Source organism: Shewanella cutis (assembly GCF_022410515.1).
GTDB lineage: Bacteria > Pseudomonadota > Gammaproteobacteria > Enterobacterales > Shewanellaceae > Shewanella > Shewanella cutis.
Map to the genome: position 1 here is coordinate 59,567 of NZ_JACSDI010000014.1, position 19,820 is coordinate 79,386.

The 19,820-nt window shown below is 44.6% G+C and carries 15 protein-coding genes; 6 read left to right on the forward strand and 9 right to left on the reverse strand.

Annotation, left to right across the window (positions count from 1 at the left end; translation table 11 throughout):
- Window positions 1-9 precede the first annotated feature (9 nt).
- From H9J30_RS16155 to sirA, 7 genes are all read right to left on the reverse strand, one after another.
- On the reverse strand, window positions 10-501 hold the full coding sequence (locus H9J30_RS16155; RefSeq protein WP_011070835.1) for a nitrous oxide reductase accessory protein NosL: 492 nt from the start codon (window positions 499-501) through the stop codon (window positions 10-12).
- A 117-nt stretch (window positions 502-618) separates the two neighbouring features.
- Window positions 619-1,566: an NrfD/PsrC family molybdoenzyme membrane anchor subunit gene (gene nrfD, locus H9J30_RS16160; RefSeq protein WP_047537518.1), complete on the reverse strand. Its 948-nt coding sequence runs from the start codon at window positions 1,564-1,566 to the stop codon at window positions 619-621.
- A 2-nt stretch (window positions 1,567-1,568) separates the two neighbouring features.
- Window positions 1,569-2,276, reverse strand: a complete 708-nt coding sequence (locus H9J30_RS16165; protein ID WP_240131925.1) for a 4Fe-4S dicluster domain-containing protein — start codon at window positions 2,274-2,276, stop codon at window positions 1,569-1,571.
- Window positions 2,277-2,362: 86 nt separating this feature from the next.
- Window positions 2,363-3,037 carry a tetratricopeptide repeat protein gene (locus H9J30_RS16170; protein ID WP_240131927.1) on the reverse strand — a complete coding sequence of 225 codons (675 nt, stop codon included), beginning with the start codon at window positions 3,035-3,037 and terminating at the stop codon, window positions 2,363-2,365.
- A gap of 87 nt (window positions 3,038-3,124) precedes the next feature.
- Window positions 3,125-3,901, reverse strand: a complete 777-nt coding sequence (locus tag H9J30_RS16175; protein ID WP_240131928.1) for an FKBP-type peptidyl-prolyl cis-trans isomerase — start codon at window positions 3,899-3,901, stop codon at window positions 3,125-3,127.
- A gap of 93 nt (window positions 3,902-3,994) precedes the next feature.
- On the reverse strand, window positions 3,995-4,435 hold the full coding sequence (locus tag H9J30_RS16180) for a rhodanese-like domain-containing protein (protein WP_240131929.1): 441 nt from the start codon (window positions 4,433-4,435) through the stop codon (window positions 3,995-3,997).
- Window positions 4,436-4,532: 97 nt separating this feature from the next.
- Window positions 4,533-6,647, reverse strand: coding sequence for a multiheme c-type cytochrome (sirA, locus tag H9J30_RS16185; RefSeq protein WP_240131960.1), 2,115 nt, complete (start codon window positions 6,645-6,647; stop codon window positions 4,533-4,535).
- Window positions 6,648-7,150: 503 nt separating this feature from the next.
- On the opposite strand from sirA, the gene nrfE reads away from it, so the two are divergent.
- The 4 genes from nrfE to H9J30_RS16205 all read left to right on the forward strand — a co-directional run bounded on the left by nrfE (window position 7,151) and on the right by H9J30_RS16205 (window position 11,042).
- The gene (gene nrfE, locus H9J30_RS16190) at window positions 7,151-9,217 is read left to right on the forward strand and encodes a heme lyase NrfEFG subunit NrfE (RefSeq protein ID WP_240131931.1); all 2,067 of its coding nucleotides are present in this window, start codon (window positions 7,151-7,153) and stop codon (window positions 9,215-9,217) included.
- The gene (locus H9J30_RS16195; RefSeq protein WP_240131932.1) at window positions 9,214-9,645 is read left to right on the forward strand and encodes a cytochrome c-type biogenesis protein; all 432 of its coding nucleotides are present in this window, start codon (window positions 9,214-9,216) and stop codon (window positions 9,643-9,645) included. Before nrfE ends, H9J30_RS16195 begins: the two co-directional genes overlap by 4 nt.
- 16 nt (window positions 9,646-9,661) lie before the next feature.
- The gene (locus H9J30_RS16200; protein WP_240131933.1) at window positions 9,662-10,255 is read left to right on the forward strand and encodes a TlpA family protein disulfide reductase; all 594 of its coding nucleotides are present in this window, start codon (window positions 9,662-9,664) and stop codon (window positions 10,253-10,255) included.
- A gap of 208 nt (window positions 10,256-10,463) precedes the next feature.
- The gene (locus tag H9J30_RS16205) at window positions 10,464-11,042 is read left to right on the forward strand and encodes a nucleoside triphosphate pyrophosphohydrolase family protein (protein WP_240131934.1); all 579 of its coding nucleotides are present in this window, start codon (window positions 10,464-10,466) and stop codon (window positions 11,040-11,042) included.
- A 100-nt stretch (window positions 11,043-11,142) separates the two neighbouring features.
- On the opposite strand, the gene H9J30_RS16210 is transcribed toward H9J30_RS16205, so the two are convergent.
- Complete coding sequence (locus H9J30_RS16210; protein WP_240131936.1) at window positions 11,143-12,729, reverse strand: response regulator; 1,587 nt, start codon at window positions 12,727-12,729, stop codon at window positions 11,143-11,145.
- Entirely contained in the window at window positions 12,720-17,639 is a 4,920-nt protein-coding gene (locus H9J30_RS16215) for a response regulator (RefSeq protein WP_240131938.1), read from the reverse strand. Before H9J30_RS16215 ends, H9J30_RS16210 begins: the two co-directional genes overlap by 10 nt.
- A 759-nt stretch (window positions 17,640-18,398) precedes the next feature.
- Here H9J30_RS16215 and H9J30_RS16220 point away from each other — a divergent pair.
- Complete coding sequence (locus H9J30_RS16220; protein WP_240131940.1) at window positions 18,399-19,475, forward strand: response regulator; 1,077 nt, start codon at window positions 18,399-18,401, stop codon at window positions 19,473-19,475.
- A gap of 37 nt (window positions 19,476-19,512) precedes the next feature.
- Window positions 19,513-19,803, forward strand: coding sequence for a helix-hairpin-helix domain-containing protein (locus H9J30_RS16225; RefSeq protein ID WP_240131941.1), 291 nt, complete (start codon window positions 19,513-19,515; stop codon window positions 19,801-19,803).
- Window positions 19,804-19,820: the final 17 nt, after the last annotated feature.

Genomic DNA, 19,820 nt, shown 5'->3' on the forward strand with positions numbered 1-19,820 from the left:
ATCAATCGCCTACTTATCGCCAGCTAGCAATTCGAGGGTGATATCGTCAAAGGTTAATACGCGTCCACCGTATTCCTTCGCAAAGGCTTCGGCGGCAGCTTTGGTACTAAAAGGTGCCACTGCTGGCCCCATCACGGCTTTCTTACTGGTGCCATAAACATAAAAAGCGCTAGCGGCATCGATAAAGGCACCATCGTCTGGCTGATCCCAGTCAGTCGCGGCGGCGTCATGCACCATCATGTAATCAATTTGTCTTTTATTTTCAGGCTGTAATGCAAAGTTAAACATATCGCGGCTAGAACAAAACTTTGGCACCATCTTCTCAGCCTTAAGGTGTACTTGTCCCTTTGGTCCTGGGTATTTGGTGATCACCATGCCGCACAGGTGGCAACGATCATGCTCGTGGATCATTTCGGCCTTATGTTGGTGATCGGTGGCTTCACTCTTATTGCATCCCAGTAACAAAGGAAGGAGTAATAACAACCCAAAGAACTTTTTCATACTGCTAATCCTTTGAAAAATATCAACACCTCGCCAAGGCACCTTGCAGGGACAGACCTCTTGTGACGAGGGTTGATAAAAAATGGTTCATCAAAGGCCTATGGCCTTATTGCATTACTAAATCGCGTAATTTTGGCCCGCTAACAGGATAAAGAGTCGTAGACACATCATCCCTACTACCGCACACATTCCCGACATATAAAACGCTTTGGCCGAATGGCTAAAATGTTTACCCGTCGCAAAGTTGAGTAGCAGTGGCGCGGCAAAGCCGATACCCACGACACCAATCCAGAATACGCTTGCCCACACACCTTCATGGAAGGCGGCAAAGGCAAATTGACCACCCGCATTACCCGTTAATAACGCTGTCGCGATCATGAAGATAAACATGGCTTCGGCGAACATAATTGGCCACTCAGCGCCGTGCAGAATCTTCATTTCGCCGCTGTGCAAGGGTTCTTTAAATAACCACACCGCCAGCATTTTGGCTGAAGCCCCACCCGCAGATAGACCCGAGGCAATAAATAGCGCAGGGAGTACCGAGGTGTTGATCAGCGGGAAGCGGATCAGCGCAGAAATCAAGAAGCCAGTGTAAGCACACACAGATAACGCCAGCACTAACGCGAGCGCTTCCATTGGGCGTCTAAAGCCTTTTAACTTGGCAATAATCGGCGCTAAGAACTTCAATTGTGGGATGGCCATCAGCTCTTTTTCGAGGGCTAAAAGAGCGACTACTGCGACTAACGGGATATACACCGACAGCGCAATAACACCAATCGACATCACAGAATTTAAGTTATAGAACACCAAGATTCGCCAGAAGAATAAGGGGTTAGTCAAGTCGAGCACCAGACATAACATCCCTAAGCTAATGGTGACAAAGGACAGCAGGGTCGCCGCTTTTAAGAAAGCAGTATTTTCCACCTGACCTAGGTAAAAACGCAGTGCCAGCGCAATAGTTAACGCCCCACCCGAAATCCCCGCGAAAAACAAATACACTGCAATCGGCCAAGGCCAAGCAACGCCTTGGGAGAGTCCGAGGGTAAATTCCATACTGGTATCCATATTTACACTCCCAGTTTGACGATTGGTATGTAACGTAAGCTCGGCTCAGTACCAAACTGTGGCTTAATGCGCACAGAGTCTTTTACCGCCAATAACTTACTGACATAGGACTGAGGATCGTTGGCATCACCAAAGATCAGTGCATCATACTTACAGCTCTGCACACAGGCAGGTAATTCACCCTTAGATAACTTGCTGTGCAGGCAGAAGTCACAGTTGTCAGCCACATCGGTGTTGCTGTTAATCAAACGCGCATTGTATGGGCAGGCACCGATACAGTACTTACAGCCAGCGCATTTGCTTGCATCCATAGTCACGATGCCCGTTTTCGCGTCGCGGTGCGCCGCGCCCGTTGGACATACAGTGACACAGGGGGCGTTTTTGCACTGCTGGCAGGAAACCCGCACAAACTTACGTTCACAGTCACAAACCATCTTGCCGCAGTGAGGGCAGGCTTGACCTTCAACACGACCACTTTGTTGCTCAAGGATCACTCGAGAAACACCTGCGGGTAAGTTGTTTGCTTGGTTACAGGCGGTCTTACAATCGCCACAACCGACACATTTATTTTGGTCAAACACCATGACGTAATGGGGCTTATGGGCGCTGTCAGCATCTTCTTTGACCGAACAACCCGCTAAAGGTGTTAAAATCAAAGAGCACATGCCAGCGCTTTTAAGGAACCTCCGTCTCTCTATATTTTCACTCACAACATCCTCCATCTATCGGTTTTATACCGACGTTTTTATTTATATCGTTATCGTTCCTACATGCCTGAAAATGGCTAGCGACTTGATTAATATCCACTTTCATTCAATTTTATTTGTGCTTTTTGTATCGCGTTATTGATGGCATCGCGATTTACACGGCCGCTGGGTTGAGTCAACAATGACTGCCAATGATCGATTGCCTCTTGATAACGCGTATGCAGGTAGGCATCGGTCGCCAGTAACATCTTGGTTTGAGGTTCATAGGGCGAGAGAACCAACGCCTTGGCTATCACCTCTAAGGTTTCTGGGGTCATTTGCCGGCGGTCGCGGTAATACATTGCATTAGCCTTTGCCCCCAACACCTCAGCATCTTCCGGCGTAAGTGCTAACACCTTATCTAGCGTCTGCACTGCATCGCCATACTTGCCACCCGCGCTATATGCCTGGGCGAGTGACATCAATGCCAATGGATTTTTGGGTTCAGCATCCACCTGACGTAGGGCTTTGGTGATATCGGCAGCGACTAAGTAGTCAATATGTTCATCGAGCTTGCCCTGGTCCCAATCGCTATAACGTCCTGTTTGGCTGTAGATAGCGAGCGTCATGGCAAGTAATACACCACTGCACAGCACTGGCAGCCAATGGGAGACCAGGGGCAGTCTCGCCACGGTTTGCAGCTGATTTAAGCGTGCGTGTTGCCAGAAAATCCAAGCAACGAATCCGCTTAATAAGAGTGCGATGGTGAACCCTAAACTTGCCATGCCTAACCTCTTTGCTCGCCTTTCAAAGCTGATTAATGAACCTTCAGCACTGAGTGCTTAGCCCGCGCTCAAACCTAGTCTCAAACCTTAGTGAGCGGGCATCATGCCCATCATGCGGGCTTCTTTCTTCTCACTTGGCTTTTCGATGTTTTTCAGCTCAATTTCAAATATCAAGGTTGATTGCGGCGGAATTTCGCCCACAAATTCATTGCCATAAGCTAAGTTTGCGGGAATGACAAAACGGTATTTTGAGCCCATCGGCATCAGCTTTAAGCCTTCTTCCCAACCTGGGATCACTGTCATTAAAGCGAAACGTGTTGGCTCTTCACGGCCGACGGTGTTTTCGAACTCAGTGCCATCGACAAATTTACCCACGTATTCAACGGTCACCACATCCTCAGGATTAGGCTTTTTGCCTTCGCCAGCGACCAGCACTTCATATTGCAGACCTGAATCAGTCACTTTGACGCCAGACTTCTTTTTATTCGCCGCTAAAAATGCTTCACCTGCCTTACTGTTTTCAGCCGCTAATTTTTCAGCGTTGGCTTTTCTCGCGGCATTGAGCTGTTCAACGCGTTGATTTAAGGCGGTTAAAATCTCTTCATCATTGAGTTCTGATTTCGCTTTGAGTGAATCGACAAAGCCTGCAACCACCAGTTCCACATCCACTTTTGCACCCAGTTCAACCTGAGTATAAATTTGGCTAGAAATGTGCTTACCGACTGAAGCACCCATGCTGTAAGACGCTTTATCGTCATCAGTTTTAAGATCAGCCGCAAAGGTGGCCATTGAGACAAATAATGCGGCGCAGGTCGCCACTGTGATGGTTTTTGGGATAAAAGAAGTTGGCATAGATTTTTTCATTTTATGTTCTCTACAATTTAGCCCTTGGGCTGAGTGCTTTAGCCGAAAATGTATGGATTTTGCCCATAACAGATTTAAGTATTTATTTGATTACTATGGTTTTTCTGTTTTTCTTCCTGACATCCGCCAGCCATAAATGCCATCAGCCATATGGCGCACACCGGTGTAACCTAATTTCATGACCTCCCTCGCAGCCAAATTACTCATGGTGCACATAGGGTTAGCGCAATAGAACACCATCACCGCATCTTTATTTTTTGGAAGTAAATCTCTCCAATTGTGCACATTGAAAAAAACCGCTCCTGGGATAAAACCTTCTGCCCAAATTTCAAGCGTGTTTACGTCGAAAAAATAAACGCCTTCTTTACCTACCAAGGTTTCGGCTTCACGCATGGAGATAGGGTTAAGTTGAATCTCTTGATAAGGCACTTCTGACATTTCAGATCCCCCCCCAGCAACAGCTGGTAATGCAGGAACCCCTAATGTCGTAACAAGTGCTAATTGAGTTAAGATTTGGCGAATGTATTTATTCATAATCAGTCTCTTAAGTTCCCGGTACCCTAGGGTACCGGGACTTTATTTACCCCCTGTTAGCTGCTAGCGCAGCAAGCCAACAAGGTGCAAGGTCTAACTACATTTTTGCGCTGTAGCCGTTAGCATCGATGATAGCTTGAGCTTGCTGGACGTAAGTTAACGCTGCGTCTAAACGTTTTTGGGTATAACGTGGACCATGGACACCCCATGAACCGTCAGCTTCAACTAACTTAACAACGTCTTGTGCTTTGTCAGTCAACATCAGTACTTCGGTTTTCTTATCAACAGGTAACTGAGTTACTTCCAGTAACTTGTCGATACGTTGTAAACCTTGTTGTACTTGGCCAAACAGATCTTTCACTGGTTTTTGCCACTTCTGCACTTCGCCGTAGATTTCCATTTGGTCTTCGAAATGTAAGCCCACTTCGAGTTCTGATTGGAATTGGCTATGACAACCTTTGTTTTCAGTAACGTCATGGTCTGAAGCCGAAGTACGGGCACAAGTCCACATCAGGTCGAGGTAGTTGTAGCCATTTTCGTCTTTAGCCACAGTCCAACCTTTGGTGGTCGCATCACGAGACTTACCTGCAGGAGGGTTAAGGGTCTTGCGCAGTGGATCGACATCAATCTTCCACATGTGTGACTTACGAACGTTGTCGAAGCCCGCCATATCTGGGAATTGGATTGCAGTGAAGTTTTCACAGCTTCCCATGTTTGGCATGTGACAGCTTTGACAGGTTTGGTTGCTGTGAGTATTGGTGTTCTTAGCAATCTCAGCCTGTGCTTTGTGACAGTCAGTACATTCTTTGATGATTTTTGGCTTAGTGATACCAGATTTCCAATCACCATCAGTCACTTCGTGTGGATCGTGACAGGTTGAACAACGCATACCTTTGTCATAGTGAGCAGAGGCAAACATTTGCGAACCTTCAGTACCACAAGATGGGCAAGAAGACTTCATCTTCACGTTGAAAGCGTATTCCAGTTTCTCTTTCGCTTGTGGCGTTTCGGCCAATTCTTCAGCGAAGTTAAAACGTTGGTGACAACGAGAACAGTTCGAAGGCATGCCACCACCGATACCGCCATCTAAGTGACCACCCGCGCCGTGACACTCTTCACAGGTAATACCTTTAGAAATCGTATGTTTTTGCAGCTCTTTCGGATTACCTAAAGCAGCGAAGAATTCATCTTTATTTTGGAAGTCAAACTTAAAGGTGTGACACATTTCGCAATAGGAGCTAGCAGGTTGGAATAGGAATTCCTTCTCGTACTTAGCACCGTATGAGCTCATACCCCATTGGTGTGAACCACTCGCGCCAAAGTCTTCCATCTTTGTTGGGAAAGATGGAATAGCTTTATTAATTTTTGCAGCCATTTCAGGGGTTAACCACTCAGCCCAACCGCGGGAGAATTGGTTACCACCAGCGACCATAGTACCTGTACCGTCTTTTAATAGACCGTCTTTAACGTGGTAAGTACCGCGCACCAGATAAGCATCGATAAAACCATATTTGGTACGTGGTGTACCTACTGTGGCGTAAATTGCGTCTGGCGTGATACCGGTTGGCAGGATAGAAGTATCCTTAGTGCCATACATGGTTTTTTTCAGGTCGTTATCGACTTCTGGATGCTCGCCTGGGAAGCGAATTGTCTTAGAGTGACGTGAACGTTTCCATTTCTCGTACTCAGGAGCATGACACTCACCGCATTTTTCAGGGCCAACAAACTTATTCGGGAAATCCAGAATTGATTTTTCACCTAAACGATATTGCAGCGCCATAGGGCGCGTTCCATCGGTATACTTGCTATAAGTTACCGCGGTGCCATCGTTAGGGTTAACTTCTTTGTTGTACTTACTGTAAACAGTACTCGTACCTTCTTTTAAATATTCCTCACCACGGTCACTAACTTTATAAGTACCCTTTAAACGACCTGCTGCATCATATTTAAAAACTGGGTGATTTTCGAAAAGAAAATCAAACAATTCTTGCTCCGCAACAATATAATCTTGCAGCGTTCTCACGCCACGAGTTTCTAATGTGGTGTCAGGGTTAGCTAAAATACCTTGGGTATAAGAAGATTGCTGCTTATTCCCATGTCCAGGGACCACTTTACCATCCGATTTAGCATCGGATGCGATTGTGGTAGCGCTTACGGCAGAACCTAAACAAAACAGCACGCCTAAGGCTGTTTTGGTTTTCCATCGCTTCATCATTCACTCCTAATTTATCATTAGTTTTATATTTTCCACTGAACCTAACTGTTCACTGAACGACATAAACAATTGACCAGTGACTGCATGATGAATGAGAGAAAAACCAAAAAATCTGCGCTAGAGCACATTAAATTTTGATTCAGAAATCAATAGAGCTAAAAACATAAAAAACAACTAAAATCATCATCTTAACAATTTTAATTTAGTGGTTTTTTAGATTTTAAATCTGTTTTTTTAGATCTAAAAAAACCTAAAAACAGGTTTAATTTTTCAAAAACAACCAAAGTCATAAATGACCATTTTAATGCCGAGACAGATCACATTCTGCCCTCAAAAACTCAGTTACCCTGCGAGCGAATCGTTGAGTAGCTAACTACCAACATCCAGTTTATCCAACGCGACAATAAATAAGTCAGCACAGATTAACAGTAAAAAAATTAATCCATCATTAATCTCAGTATTAATGTAAATCGTAAACTAATGCTATGCAGGAAATATCAATGATAAATATGATTCCAGAAATCGGGCACATATTGCTGATCATGAGTACTGTGTTTGCATTATTGTCGGCGGCAAGTCATTTAATTGGTAGCTACCAGCGCAACCTTTACTTAATCGCCTTTGGTAATAGATTATTTTACGCGCTGTTTTTCACCTTATTAACCGCGTTATGCAGCTTAGTTTTTAGCTTTATTGCCGATGACTTTTCAGTCGCCTATGTTGCCAATCATTCCAACAGCCAACTCGCCCTCGGTTATAAAGTCGCTGCGGTGTGGGGCAGCCATGAAGGCTCAATGCTGTTTTGGGTATTTGCCATTGCCCTATGGGGTGCGGTGATTAATTGGCGCCAAGCAACCCATAGCGCGAAACTCGATCTGGAAAACTTACAAGCAGATAAGGCTTACTTTGGTCGGGTACTGGCTATTTTGGCCTTAGTGATCCTCGGCTTTAATTTGTTTTTACTCTTTACTTCCAATCCCTTTGCCCGCTTGTTACCTAACATTCCTGTCGAAGGGCGTGACCTTAACCCCATATTGCAGGACATTGGCTTAATACTGCATCCACCTATGCTGTTTTTGGGTTATGTCGGGCTAACGGTTTGCTTTGCCGCAGCGCTGGCATCACTTATTGGCGGCAAGTTACCTGCTCGCCACCTCGATTACCTTCGGCCTTGGGTGTTACTGGCGTGGATTTTCCTCACAGGTGGTAATGCCTTTGGCTCTTGGTGGGCCTACAACGAACTGGGTTGGGGTGGTTGGTGGTTTTGGGATCCCGTTGAAAACGCCTCTTTTATTCCTTGGCTGGTTGCAACAGCTTTGGTGCATTCCTTAGTGCTCACCCGAAAGACCCAAGGGTTTACCCTCACCACCCTGTTTTTATGTTTATTGGCATTTTCCCTCAGCTTGTTGGGCAGCTTTTTAGTGCGTTCCGGCATAGTGCAATCGGTGCATGCCTTTGCCGCAGATCCAACCCGTGGTATGTCTATTCTCAGTTTGTTGGTGATTTTTGTTGGCGCTGCATTATTAATTTTTGCGCTCAAGGCCAATCTATTAAGGCGTGAAATCGACTTTGATCTGCTCAGTAAGGAAACACTATTACTGCTCGGGATAGTGATTTTAGTGGTTGCCGCCTTTTCGGTGTTGCTTGGTACTTTTTATCCACTGATTTATGAACTCCTCAACCTAGGTACACTTTCAGTCGGTGCGCCGTACTTCAACGCCATATTTGTACCACTGACTTTTTTGGTCGTGTTGCTGATGGGGATTGCCCCTCTGGTCGAATGGCAAAATACCTCCAAGGCTCAAGCTGTTCCGATATTGCTGCTCGGCTTTGGCGTATTGGCTATCGGCTTTTGGGTAAGTCTACAGGCGGCATCCGGTAGCAACTTATTCTTACTGCTTGGCACGGCGGCAGCCTTATGGCTTATCGTGTGCCTATTACTGACGCTGTTAGTGAGTCTTGGCGTTCGCAAACGCACCAGCGCAAACCAAATCACTGCCAAGGTGCCCGTAAAATCCCGCACCTCAAAACAACGCTTTATCGGCATGATGCTCGCCCACCTCGGGGTGGCCATCACCATTATCGGTGCCTCTGCGGTGTCCAATTTTGAAGAAGAAGCACTCCTCAGAATGGGCCCAGGCCAAGGTAAGCCGTTAGCGGGTTATATCTTAGTGTATGAAAGCACTGAGAATGTCGAAACCAATAGCTTTACGGCAATCCAAGCCAACATCAGTATCCGCGATGGCGCGAATGATGAAGTGATCCTCGGTTATGTCAGGCCACAACGACAAACCTTTAAAAGCAACGCGATGGAAATGTCCCATGCGGGGATCGACCACGGTTTTTGGCGGGATATCTATGTCTCCATGGGATTGCAACTCAGCGACACAGAATACCTGATCCGCATTAGCTACAAACCATTGGCCACATGGATTTGGCTGGGGGCACTTTTCATGATGCTCGGCGGCGCCATAGCCGCGTGGCCTATAAGACAAGCTCGCCGCGTCGAAGAATCAGAACAGCTCAGTACAAGCTCATCATCTGCAAGGGAGGCAGTAACCCAATGAATCCACTCTTTCGCTCACCCTATTTGTGTTTATTGTTTTGGTTGTTGTCGCTTGCCCTCTGCTTTGGAGGCGCAACCTTCCTCGCCACCGCACAGGAAGGCCCCAATATGGGCGCATCCTATCAACAACAGGCAATAGCGATCAGTAAAGAACTGCGTTGCCCAATGGCAACCAACCAAACCTTATTTGAGTCGCAGGCGCCTATTGCCCATGAGCTCAAAGGACAAATTTTTTCGCTGCTAGAACAAGGCTTAAAACGGGATGAAGTGATCGATTTTATGGTGCAACGCTACGGCGAGAAAATCCGTTACCAGCCAGAATTTAAAACCTCCACCTTTGCCCTATGGATTGGACCTTTACTGTTATTAATACTTGGCGTGGGGCTATGTTTAGTACTGATCTCACGCAATAAAAAATCAACTTATTGAAAATATAGGATTAGTAATGAAATCATATTATCTCCCGTTGGTGTTATGCGCTTGCTTGGGCCTATTGCCTAATTACAGCCACGGCCACGCACTCAACAATAAACTCTACAGCACAGGTGAGCCACTCAGTAAGCCAAGAGCTATGACAGGGTTTATTGAAATGCAGTACGCCAGAGGCATACCAGAAGTACCTTTCATTGATGAAGCTGGCAAAACTCAGACCCTAGCGCAATACCAAGGCAAGCTTACCTTAGTCAATTTATGGGCCACTTGGTGCGCACCTTGCCTGCGTGAAATTCCCGAATTACAAAAATTACAGCAACAATATCAAGGAAAAAACCTCAACATAGTACCGATTTCGATTGATGAAGAAATTCAAGACGTTCGTCCATTTCTCAACAAATACGGCTTTAACAACTACAGCACTTGGCTCGACCCTAACAAAAATATTGAGGGCATAGTGCCAACAACCGTCGTCCCTGCCAGTTATTTCTTTGATGCTAAAGGCAATCTAGTCGGATTTATTCGTGGATATCTTGATTGGGGCGATAAAGACGTCGTGAGCTATCTTGATCAGTTGATCGCTAAATATGCTCCTGTTTCACAATAAGCGTTGAAATAACTCAAGCATCTCCATTCGGTTATCCGCCAATCTTTACCGAAACCCGCTGCTCCCCGATTTGGCAGCGGGTATTTTTACTTCAAGGCCAGCACGCTTTGTATTCTGCGCCACCTTTCTTTAGAATTGCCACTGTTATCCATGAATCGATTTCACCAATCTATTCGTAAAACCCATTGATCAAATCTAAGGCTCCCCGATGAAACTCACCAGTTTAACTCAACCTATTTATGACCACTTGTACCGTGATATTAGTGAGTTTCGCAGTACCTTCGACCTCGCCGTCAACGATGCCAGCTCATTGGATGATAAGGCCGACACCTTACATACTTCGTTGATTATTGAAGAGTTAACTGAACTTGCCGAAGCCGATAGCCGTATCGAACAGGCCGATGCCATTGTGGATTCTGTTTACGTGTTGATGGGTCGTTTAGTGCATTTAGGCGCTGAACTAATGACTGACAGACTGGAAATCAGCTACCTTATCGATCTGCTGCTGTGCGTTGCCAAAAACCGTGAAATTGACTTTATCGCCTGCTGGGATGAAGTCCATTCCAGCAATATGAGCAAAGTATGCCGTAACGAGCAAGAACTGGCTGAAACGATTGCCTTTTATGCCAAACAAGGCGTTGACATCGTCGGCAGCAAAAAAGGTGAGTTTATCATCGCCAAATGCGCTAAAGATGTGGAAATGGCGGGCAAAGTGGTACGTCAAGGTAAAGTGTTAAAGTCGGTATATTACCGCCCGGCGGATCTCACCAAGCGAGTACCGGCGTAAATGCTAAAAAATTGGATGCACTCACGGGCATCCAATAACAACTGAGCCAATCCGCCCAGTAAAGCCTTCAACTCGCAGGCCAAATCTAAAGCTGTACACTTTAGTTTTCAGCTAATTGCACCACAGCATCGATGGCAGCAGGCAATCTCACTTCAATCCGAGTTACGGGTTTGCTGTCATCGACCATCAGAAAGGTATCTCCCCCTTGGGCACGGGCAAATAATCGAGCCGAATAGGTCCCCACACCGACCCCTTCGCTCTTACCATGGGTCACGTATTTATCCCAAAAACGTTCCCGAATGGTCAAAGGCACAATACCAGCATTCTCTATCTTAATAACCACATCACCCCCTTCGAGCGTTAGCGAGATAGAAACTTTGGTTCTAGTTCTTGCTGACTCAAAGGCATTTTTTATCAAATTGAACAACATTGGGTGACTTAACTTTGGATCTCCCATGACATCAAAGGTACTACAGGGATCTTCGTCGGGGGATAAATAAGCCACCAGTTGTTTATGCTGAAAAATGGCCTGCACCGCCTGTAACAATTGTTTTAACATGCTGTGCACAGAAAACCATTCGGCATCTAAATCATAATTTCCCGATTCAATTCGGAGTATATCCGATGTCAGGTTAACAGTATTAATGGACTGCAGTGCCAGTTCATCCACTAAATTAATCTTAGGCAACCAATCCTTCGGGCAGCTTTTATCTTGAGCAAGCTTTTGAGCTAATGCACTGATCGTCGCAAGCGGGCTTTTAAGATCATGACTAATAATGCAATCGGCATTATCCTTAAGCTTCACTTTAAGTCGCATATCTTCATATTCTCGCTGCAAAACGCGCTGTCGCTCAAGTTGTGCCAACTGATTGACCAATTTAAGCTTCAAGATCTCCGGTTGTACGGGTTTAGTCAGGTAGTCAATGGCGCCACCTCGCAGCCCCTGGAGATGATGCTCAACGTCAGCAAGTGCACTGACAAAAATTACCGGAATGTCAGCAGATAGTGGATGATTTCGCAATGCTTTAAGCACTTGGTGTCCGTCCATCTGTGGCATCATCACATCTAGCAGCACCAAATCAGGCGGTATTTCTGCTTGGCAGATCTTAAGTGCTGTTTTTCCATCCTTAGCAAATAGCACTGTATATTCCTCATTTAGCAGCCGAGCCATAAATGCTAAATTGTCAGGCATATCATCGACCACTAGTACAGTATTTTTCGTGTCAGCTTGCTCAACGAAGGAATTGCCAATGCAATTTGCATTATCTTGGCTGATAGGTGCAATCCGCCTTACTTGCTTTTTACGACACGATGTTAAAACCTGTTGCACCCTAGACTGCAAAGACTTAGAGGTAAATGGTTTAGCGATAATATCGGCAACGCCATATTTAATCGCTTCTTCCACAAGGCTTCTATGGGTATTTGCCGTCACTAAAATGACGGGTAAATCCCGCCACTTATCCTCTTGACGTAACGCCTCCAATAATTCTTGGCCGGGACCGTCAGGCATACTCCAATCAAGTAACAATATATCGACATGGCTATCCTGCAGTATCTCTAACGCTTGACGGCCATTATCTGCCTGCAACACTTGACCAAAACCGAGCTGCCTTAACTGCTCTGCCATAATCTTACGGAGCGTCCCCATATCCTCAACAATCAAGGTTTGCATTTGGCTTAATTGCATACTGAGTTCCTCACTATCATTGATGCCTGCTGTGCGTCATTCAACCCTTGAAGTCGCTCTGAGGCTTGTTCAAAATCAAATAATTCAACATCTATTTTTAGTTGTTTTAGTAAACTAGTATGTGGTTGTAGCTGAGGCGCATGGGTCAATTTATCCACTAATTCCAAGGCATCGGTGTTGTATTGCTCGAGGCTTTGCTCTAACTGCAATAACAATGCACTCAGCCCATCATCACTGATATCTGCGTCTCCTTTGTTGATATTGAGTTGTTGATGCCAAAGCTCTAAGCCTTTAACAACCCTTTGTAATTTAGTCTGTAATGTCAATAATTGGTCACCAACCTCTTCAGTAAAGCAGTAGGTTTTTTGTTGACATAGCTGCTCAAGCTCTCCCGCAGCTTGGCTTATTTCAGTTGCCCCTATATTGGCTGCAACGCCTTTCAAGGTATGCAAACAGTGCTTTAATTCGGATACATCTTCATTTTTCCAAGCTTGTTGTGATTGCTCTAGTAACGTTCGCCCTGAATGCACAAATAAACCCAATAGATGGCAATAGAGTGACTCATTGTGATCACTTAAGCTTAATCCACAATGAGTATTCAAACCGTCAATTTGGGGGATAACGACATTTGAAGAAAACTTTTTTTGATTTAAAGGCAATGGCTTGCGATTTTTTGGCGCAATCCATCGCGCCATCACAGAGTAAAGATCCTTCACATGCACAGGCTTAGTGATTTGATCATTCATTCCCGCTGCAAGTGCTTTTTCAATGTCGCCTGACATCGCGTTAGCTGTCATCGCTAAAATCGGCAAGCTGGCAAATTGCGCTGATGCACGAATTCGTCGAGTCGCTTCATAACCATCGAGAATTGGCATTTGGCAGTCCATCAATACACAATCAAAGTACTGTTGCTCGACGAGCTCCACCGCTTCTAAACCATGATTAGCCACGGTCACACTCACCCCTGCTTGACGCAGTAGTTCTACGGCAAGTTCTTGGTTAATTTGATTATCTTCGACCAACAACACTTCAGCACCCGCAAGCTGTGTCTTTAAGGTATGCAGGGAATGCTCATGTTGCGCCAATGGGCCATTCTCGGTGTTATGCCCTAATAGCGATAGCAACGCATTGCCTATGGCAGTAGGCGTCAATGGCTTAGTTTGGGAAGAAACCTGTTCGTTGTTATCAATTAGTTGCCTCACTTCATCTTGTTCACTAAGACAGCCAATCAAGAGCATTTTAGAGCGTTCATTGACTGTTAATGCCTTTAATAACGCGGGGGTAAATACACTGTAATCACAAATCACCAATTTACGTGCTTCATCATGCTCAAGTTCAGCAATCACTTCAGCTACATTGGCGACTTCAACCTGCATATTTATTGATTGGCCATGCAGGGTCAGCAACGTCTCTAACCTTGGGTGTAAACCGACAAGCCTTACGCTCTCACCTTCTAACGCATTAAAGAGAGACTTAGGATCTGCGGAATCTGCTACATCAAGTGTGAGTTTGAGGTAAAAACGACTCCCTCCGCCGAATTCGCTTTCACACCAGACCTCTCCGCCCATGAGGTGGGCTAGCCGTTTACAGATTGCTAAACCTAATCCAGTACCACCGTATTCTCGAGAAGTCGAGGCATCGACCTGCTCAAAGGAGCCAAAGAGTAATCCTAGCTTTTGTTCTGGAATACCGATCCCGAAATCTTCAACACAAAAGATGAGCTCCAGTTGTTCATCAAGCTGTCTGGCCTTGCATCCCAATACGACACTGCCCTCCTGATGGGAGAACTTGACCGCATTGTTGCAATAATTAATCAGAATTTGTCCTAAACGTAAGCCATCACCATAAAAGTAACGTGGTAAATCGGTCGGTAGATCAAAAATAAAAGTCATGTTTTTCTCTTCGACTTTAAAATTGATCACATTGGCCAGATTAGACAGCACATCATCTAAATCAAATACCGTGCACTCGATATCCATCTTTTCTGCCTCAATTTTAGAAAAATCTAAAATATCATTCAAAATACCGAGTAAAGAGCCCGCAGATTGATGCACTTTGCCAACATAATCGCGCTGTTTACTGCTCAATTCTGTCTGCAGTACTAAGTACGACATACCTAAAATCGCATTCATTGGTGTACGGATCTCGTGGGACATATTTGCTAAAAAGTCCGATTTAGCTCGGTTAGCGGCCTCAGCAGCCTCCTTTGCAATGGCCAGCTCATCCCGAATTAATTTAGTGTCAGTTATATCCATAGCCCAACATAAATTGGCATTTTGCCCATCTTGTATCGTGTGATATGCAGTCAAAAGCACATCACGACACCGCCCTTCTCGGTCGTAAAGTTGTGTTTCAAATACGGTACTATCCTGATTTAAATCGAGCTCACTAATATGACAGCGATAATCTTCCGGCTGAGCGAAAATACTGAACACTGAATGTCCAACTTGTAATCCTGTCATCTCGGTGATCTGTTCATTCACGTAGCAACTGATCCCCTCAACACAGATCCACACACCAACAGGACTCTTACCCAGCACATGTTTAAGTAAATCGCGCTCACGCTCTAGGAGTGCATTCATGAGCTTGCGTTCTGCAAGATCATGAAAGGACCCTAAAATAAATAGTCCACCATTAAGCTCAATGCGCTTGAGAGTGACTTTAACCGCCACTAACTCGCCAGTGGATGTAATAAACTCCGTTTCAAATTTTAATTCACCACAGGTTAAAACCGACTGTAAATGTTGCTTATATATCACTTCTTTATCGATATCATCATGGGGATAATAAATTAACGCTTTCTGGCCAATAAGTTCCTCTCTGTCATATTTAAATAACGACAGCAGTGTGTTATTGGCCTCCACAATCACTCCATCCTGATTAGTAATAACACAGGCATCTACCGCTGAATCGAATAAGGCTTGGAACTTATTAGTATTTAAATTAAGTTGTTCTTCGGAGTAAATATGCTGCTTAATTTCCTTATTTAATCGACGGTATCTCAGGCTAAATAACAGCACTATGAGTAGCACAGCCACAGCAATCCGCGTACCCCAATCAATCACTTGTTGTTTCTTTATACCTAGATCATATTGCACATTAACCCAGCGATTTTGAATCTCACGCACTTTATCTTGAGGAATTTGTGCCAGTGCTTTATTCAAAATACTTTGTAATTCAGGCCAATCTTTCCGGATCCCCATAGAAATACCAAAACGATAATCACTGGCTGCGGCAATATGTAAACGATTAAATTTCGGTGTTTTTAACAAATAAGCCGCACTTGGGAAATTAACAAAAGCCGCATCAACCTCGTGCTTATTCACCGCCGCCAAAGCTTGTTCAATATGATTAAAAGACACTAATACAATTTCTGGATGTTCTTCAATCAACTGAATTTGCGTCACATCACCAGCGACAACGCTAACTTTTTTCCCCGCTAAATCCTCTAGCCCATTGGCAAACGTGTGATCAAATCGTGACACGATAACCGGGGGATACTGCTCTAGGGCATCGGTAAACCACATCCATGATTCTCGCCCAGGAATAGCCGAAGCGAGTGACAGCATATCGACTTTTTGTTGCTTAAATCCTCCTAAAGCATTTAGCCACGAACCTTCATTATGAATTTCAAATACCAGTGGCACATAACGATTAATCTCCGCTAAATAGTCAGCCATCATTCCACGATGCAACCCAGTTTCATCAATAAAATCAATGGGAGCAGAGTGAGGATCAACGCCGACTTTAATCACGGGATGCCGATTAATAAACGCCCTTTCTTCAACCGTTAAAGTCGACATAAAACGGTGTACATCCATATTTGGAACAAGGCTTCCCAATCGGAAGTCGACCGCTAATAAACTACGGTTAAGCGCAAGGGATACACGCGAAAAATCGGGCTGAAACGAATCAAAATCGAGTAATTCATAATACTCATTGTAATTTTTGGGCGTAATAATCAGAGGCAAGATCAAAAACTCAGCCCCCTGTGAACGGATATCCACTCCATTTAAATAATCGAATAACAACACAAGGCCAAATGCACCTTGAAATTCAACACCGCCAACTCCCGCACTAATCGAACCTTCTTTAATCCCCTGAGCAAGCTGCTGGTTCCACTTAAGCGATCCTATTTGCGGCATTGGACGCCATTTATCTAACTTGGCCTGATTAGCAACCGATAGCGCCATAGAGGCATTCATCGTTATTACAGTATTAATTTCAGGGTCTTGCTCAATAGCCTTAAGGTAAGCCTCCTTGGCTTCTGCTGCACTCCAATCGGTATAAGCCACCTTCAATCTTGCGTGAGCAAATTGATTTTTTATCACATGGTTAAGCTCTGCGACCCGCTCTTGGACCTCTAAATCATTAGGATTTCCGGCAATTAACAAGATATCCATCTGCTTAGCTGTATTTTCAGCCTCAAGCATTTTTTCGAGCAGGGCTTGACCGAGATTATCGTTACTGACTGCAACACGGCCAATCCAATTGGGGTTCTGCGTTCTCAAGGACAGTGACGCTTGTTTGAAGCTTGAATTAATCGTCACTACTGGGATATTTTTTTGGTTTGCCTCTGCCAGCAATGCTTCTCCTCTGCCAACAGGAGGCGCCAAAATAATCCCTGAAATATCTTTTTTTAAGGCTTCATGGCCAAGCGCAATCAGCGTTTCGGGTGTTCCATCACCATAAACAACTTCGAGCTGTATATTAAGATCCGTCGCAGCAATTTGAGCAAACTTAGCAATTTGATTCCAAAATGGCCTATTGGCCTCCAAAATCATGGATACCCGATAACTCTGTGACAACTTCTGTACAGGAGTTGACTGCGAGGGCGCGTTACGAGTCGATTCAGTTGCAACATCGCGAGCCTGCGCAGGATAAGAGCTAAGCCCAATGCTAAGCAGCACTAACAAGCCGCAATGAATCACCTTTGAGATAATAGTTGAGCTAAGTCGAGCCATATTTTCTTGATGACAGAAAATGGAGCCAATAAAAGATGCAATGCTTTGATAGCAAACAATAAGCAAATGAATGAAAAAATTGCCAAAAATGGCCATAACTTTTCCTCTCAGGTGAAGTTTCTTACCGTCCTGTTGGTATAAATGATTTAATTAAAAATAAAGACTTAGAATGAACCGTCGAAATACGGTAGTGCCGATGCGAGACGACAATTATTGGTATAGATGAGACATTACTCACCCATAACGGCATAAACGCTAAATATGCTGTTTCTAAAAGCGTATAAATGGACTAGTTAGTGTAGACAAAACTCAACAAAACAAAAGCATTAAAACCCAATTATATGGCTTAACTCAACAAATAAATAATTAAATTTGAAATAGAGCAGATTATTATATATACTAGCAAAATAAAAGCAGCAATATACTCTATATCATAAATTAGCCGTAGTTATTTATTTAGCATTAGATAAACCCCATTTATAAATCTAGCAACACTGCCATTATTAACCTAACGCATTAAAATCCCATCAAAACTTATAATATTATTTTGCTGCTTTTCATTAGGTTATTAAAAATCTCATCATGGAGATATACAGCATTAACCGCCTAGTTTGGCACTGGCATTAACACGAGCGAAATTGACAACATTCCAACTTCGCATCCGAATTAATACGGGAAACCAACCGACTCAGTTGAGGCGAAACCATGACGCCATTTATCACTAAACCCACCCTATTAGTAGTGGATGACACCCCTGATAATATTCAAATTATTCATGGGATCCTGTCAAAACAATACAACATTCGTGCTGCCACTTCAGCCAAAAAAGCCTTAAAACTGGCAAGCACACAACCATTACCAGAATTGATCCTACTCGATGTAATGATGCCTGAAATGGATGGCTTCGAAACCTGTCGAAGACTCAAACGCGATCCTGTCACCAGCAAGATCCCCGTGATCTTTGTAACCGCAAAGACGGATACCATAGACGAACAAACTGGATTCGAACTCGGTGCCGTCGACTATATTTCTAAACCAATTAGTCCTGCGGTGCTCAAAGTTCGCACTCAAACACATTTAGCCTTGAGCAATCAAGCCAGACAGCTAGAGGCGCTGGTACATAAAAGAACACAAGAGCTTGAATCAACTCGCCATAAAATTGTTCAAAAGCTTGGGCTGGCAGCAGAATACCGAGATAACGAGACAGGATTGCACATTACCCGAATGAGCCACTATGGCCGCATCCTCGCCCAGAAAGTGTGCGACTCCCAAACCTGGTGTGACATGTATTTCACCGCGCTCCCCATGCATGATATTGGTAAATTAGGCATTCCTGATTCGATACTCACTAAACCAGGAAAATTAACTGATGATGAGCGTCGTCAGATGCAGCAACATGCCATCTTTGGGGCAAAAATCCTCGGTGACGATGACGACCCTTTGTTATCCCTCGCAAAAGAAATCGCGCTCCATCACCACGAACACTGGGACGGTACAGGTTATCCTTACGGACTTATCGGGGAGACAATCCCGTTAAGTGCTCGTATTGCCGCAATTGCCGATGTCTTCGATGCACTCACATCAGACCGTCCTTATAAAGTGGCTTGGAGCACTGAGCAGGCCTTTGATTACATCCAAGAAAACTCAGGGACTCAATTTGACCCTCAGTTGACGGTCGCCTTTATAGCCTGCAAGGAGCAAATACTTCAAGTGCAGCGACGTTTTGCCGAGCCAATAGCAACAGCCCTTGAAAATCTGACGAAAACACCAGGAACAAGGTAGACTCATAGGACTTGAGATAATTTGGGTTGGGCAATAAATGAATCCAGCAAAAGTGGTTCGCTCAGAGGTTAAGCAATTAACGGATTTACCCAATATCGGTAAAGCCTGCGCTGCGGATCTGCATCTGCTCGGCATTGAGACGCCAGTGCAATTGCTTGGGAAGAATCCCTATGACATGTATCAAACACTGTGTGACAAAACAGGGCAGAAACACGATCCCTGCATGCTTGATGTGTTTATCTCTATAACCCGCTTTATGGCGGGTGATGACCCTAAACCTTGGTGGTTTTACACCGAAGAACGTAAACAAACGCTGCTCATCAGTTAATTTATTGTAAACACGTC

Excerpts from the sequence above, each read along its gene's own strand:
- H9J30_RS16155 (WP_011070835.1), bottom strand. The coding sequence starts at position 501 with ATGAAAAAGTTCTTTGGGTTGTTATTACTCCTTCCTTTGTTACTGGGA.
- nrfD (WP_047537518.1), bottom strand. The coding sequence starts at position 1,566 with ATGGATACCAGTATGGAATTTACCCTCGGACTCTCCCAAGGCGTTGCT.
- H9J30_RS16170 (WP_240131927.1), bottom strand. The coding sequence starts at position 3,037 with ATGGCAAGTTTAGGGTTCACCATCGCACTCTTATTAAGCGGATTCGTT.
- H9J30_RS16175 (WP_240131928.1), bottom strand. The coding sequence starts at position 3,901 with ATGAAAAAATCTATGCCAACTTCTTTTATCCCAAAAACCATCACAGTG.
- H9J30_RS16180 (WP_240131929.1), bottom strand. The coding sequence starts at position 4,435 with ATGAATAAATACATTCGCCAAATCTTAACTCAATTAGCACTTGTTACG.
- sirA (WP_240131960.1), bottom strand. The coding sequence starts at position 6,647 with ATGAAGCGATGGAAAACCAAAACAGCCTTAGGCGTGCTGTTTTGTTTA.
- nrfE (WP_240131931.1), top strand. The coding sequence starts at position 7,151 with ATGATAAATATGATTCCAGAAATCGGGCACATATTGCTGATCATGAGT.
- H9J30_RS16195 (WP_240131932.1), top strand. The coding sequence starts at position 9,214 with ATGAATCCACTCTTTCGCTCACCCTATTTGTGTTTATTGTTTTGGTTG.
- H9J30_RS16200 (WP_240131933.1), top strand. The coding sequence starts at position 9,662 with ATGAAATCATATTATCTCCCGTTGGTGTTATGCGCTTGCTTGGGCCTA.
- H9J30_RS16205 (WP_240131934.1), top strand. The coding sequence starts at position 10,464 with ATGAAACTCACCAGTTTAACTCAACCTATTTATGACCACTTGTACCGT.
- H9J30_RS16210 (WP_240131936.1), bottom strand. The coding sequence starts at position 12,729 with ATGCAATTAAGCCAAATGCAAACCTTGATTGTTGAGGATATGGGGACG.
- H9J30_RS16220 (WP_240131940.1), top strand. The coding sequence starts at position 18,399 with ATGACGCCATTTATCACTAAACCCACCCTATTAGTAGTGGATGACACC.
- H9J30_RS16225 (WP_240131941.1), top strand. The coding sequence starts at position 19,513 with ATGAATCCAGCAAAAGTGGTTCGCTCAGAGGTTAAGCAATTAACGGAT.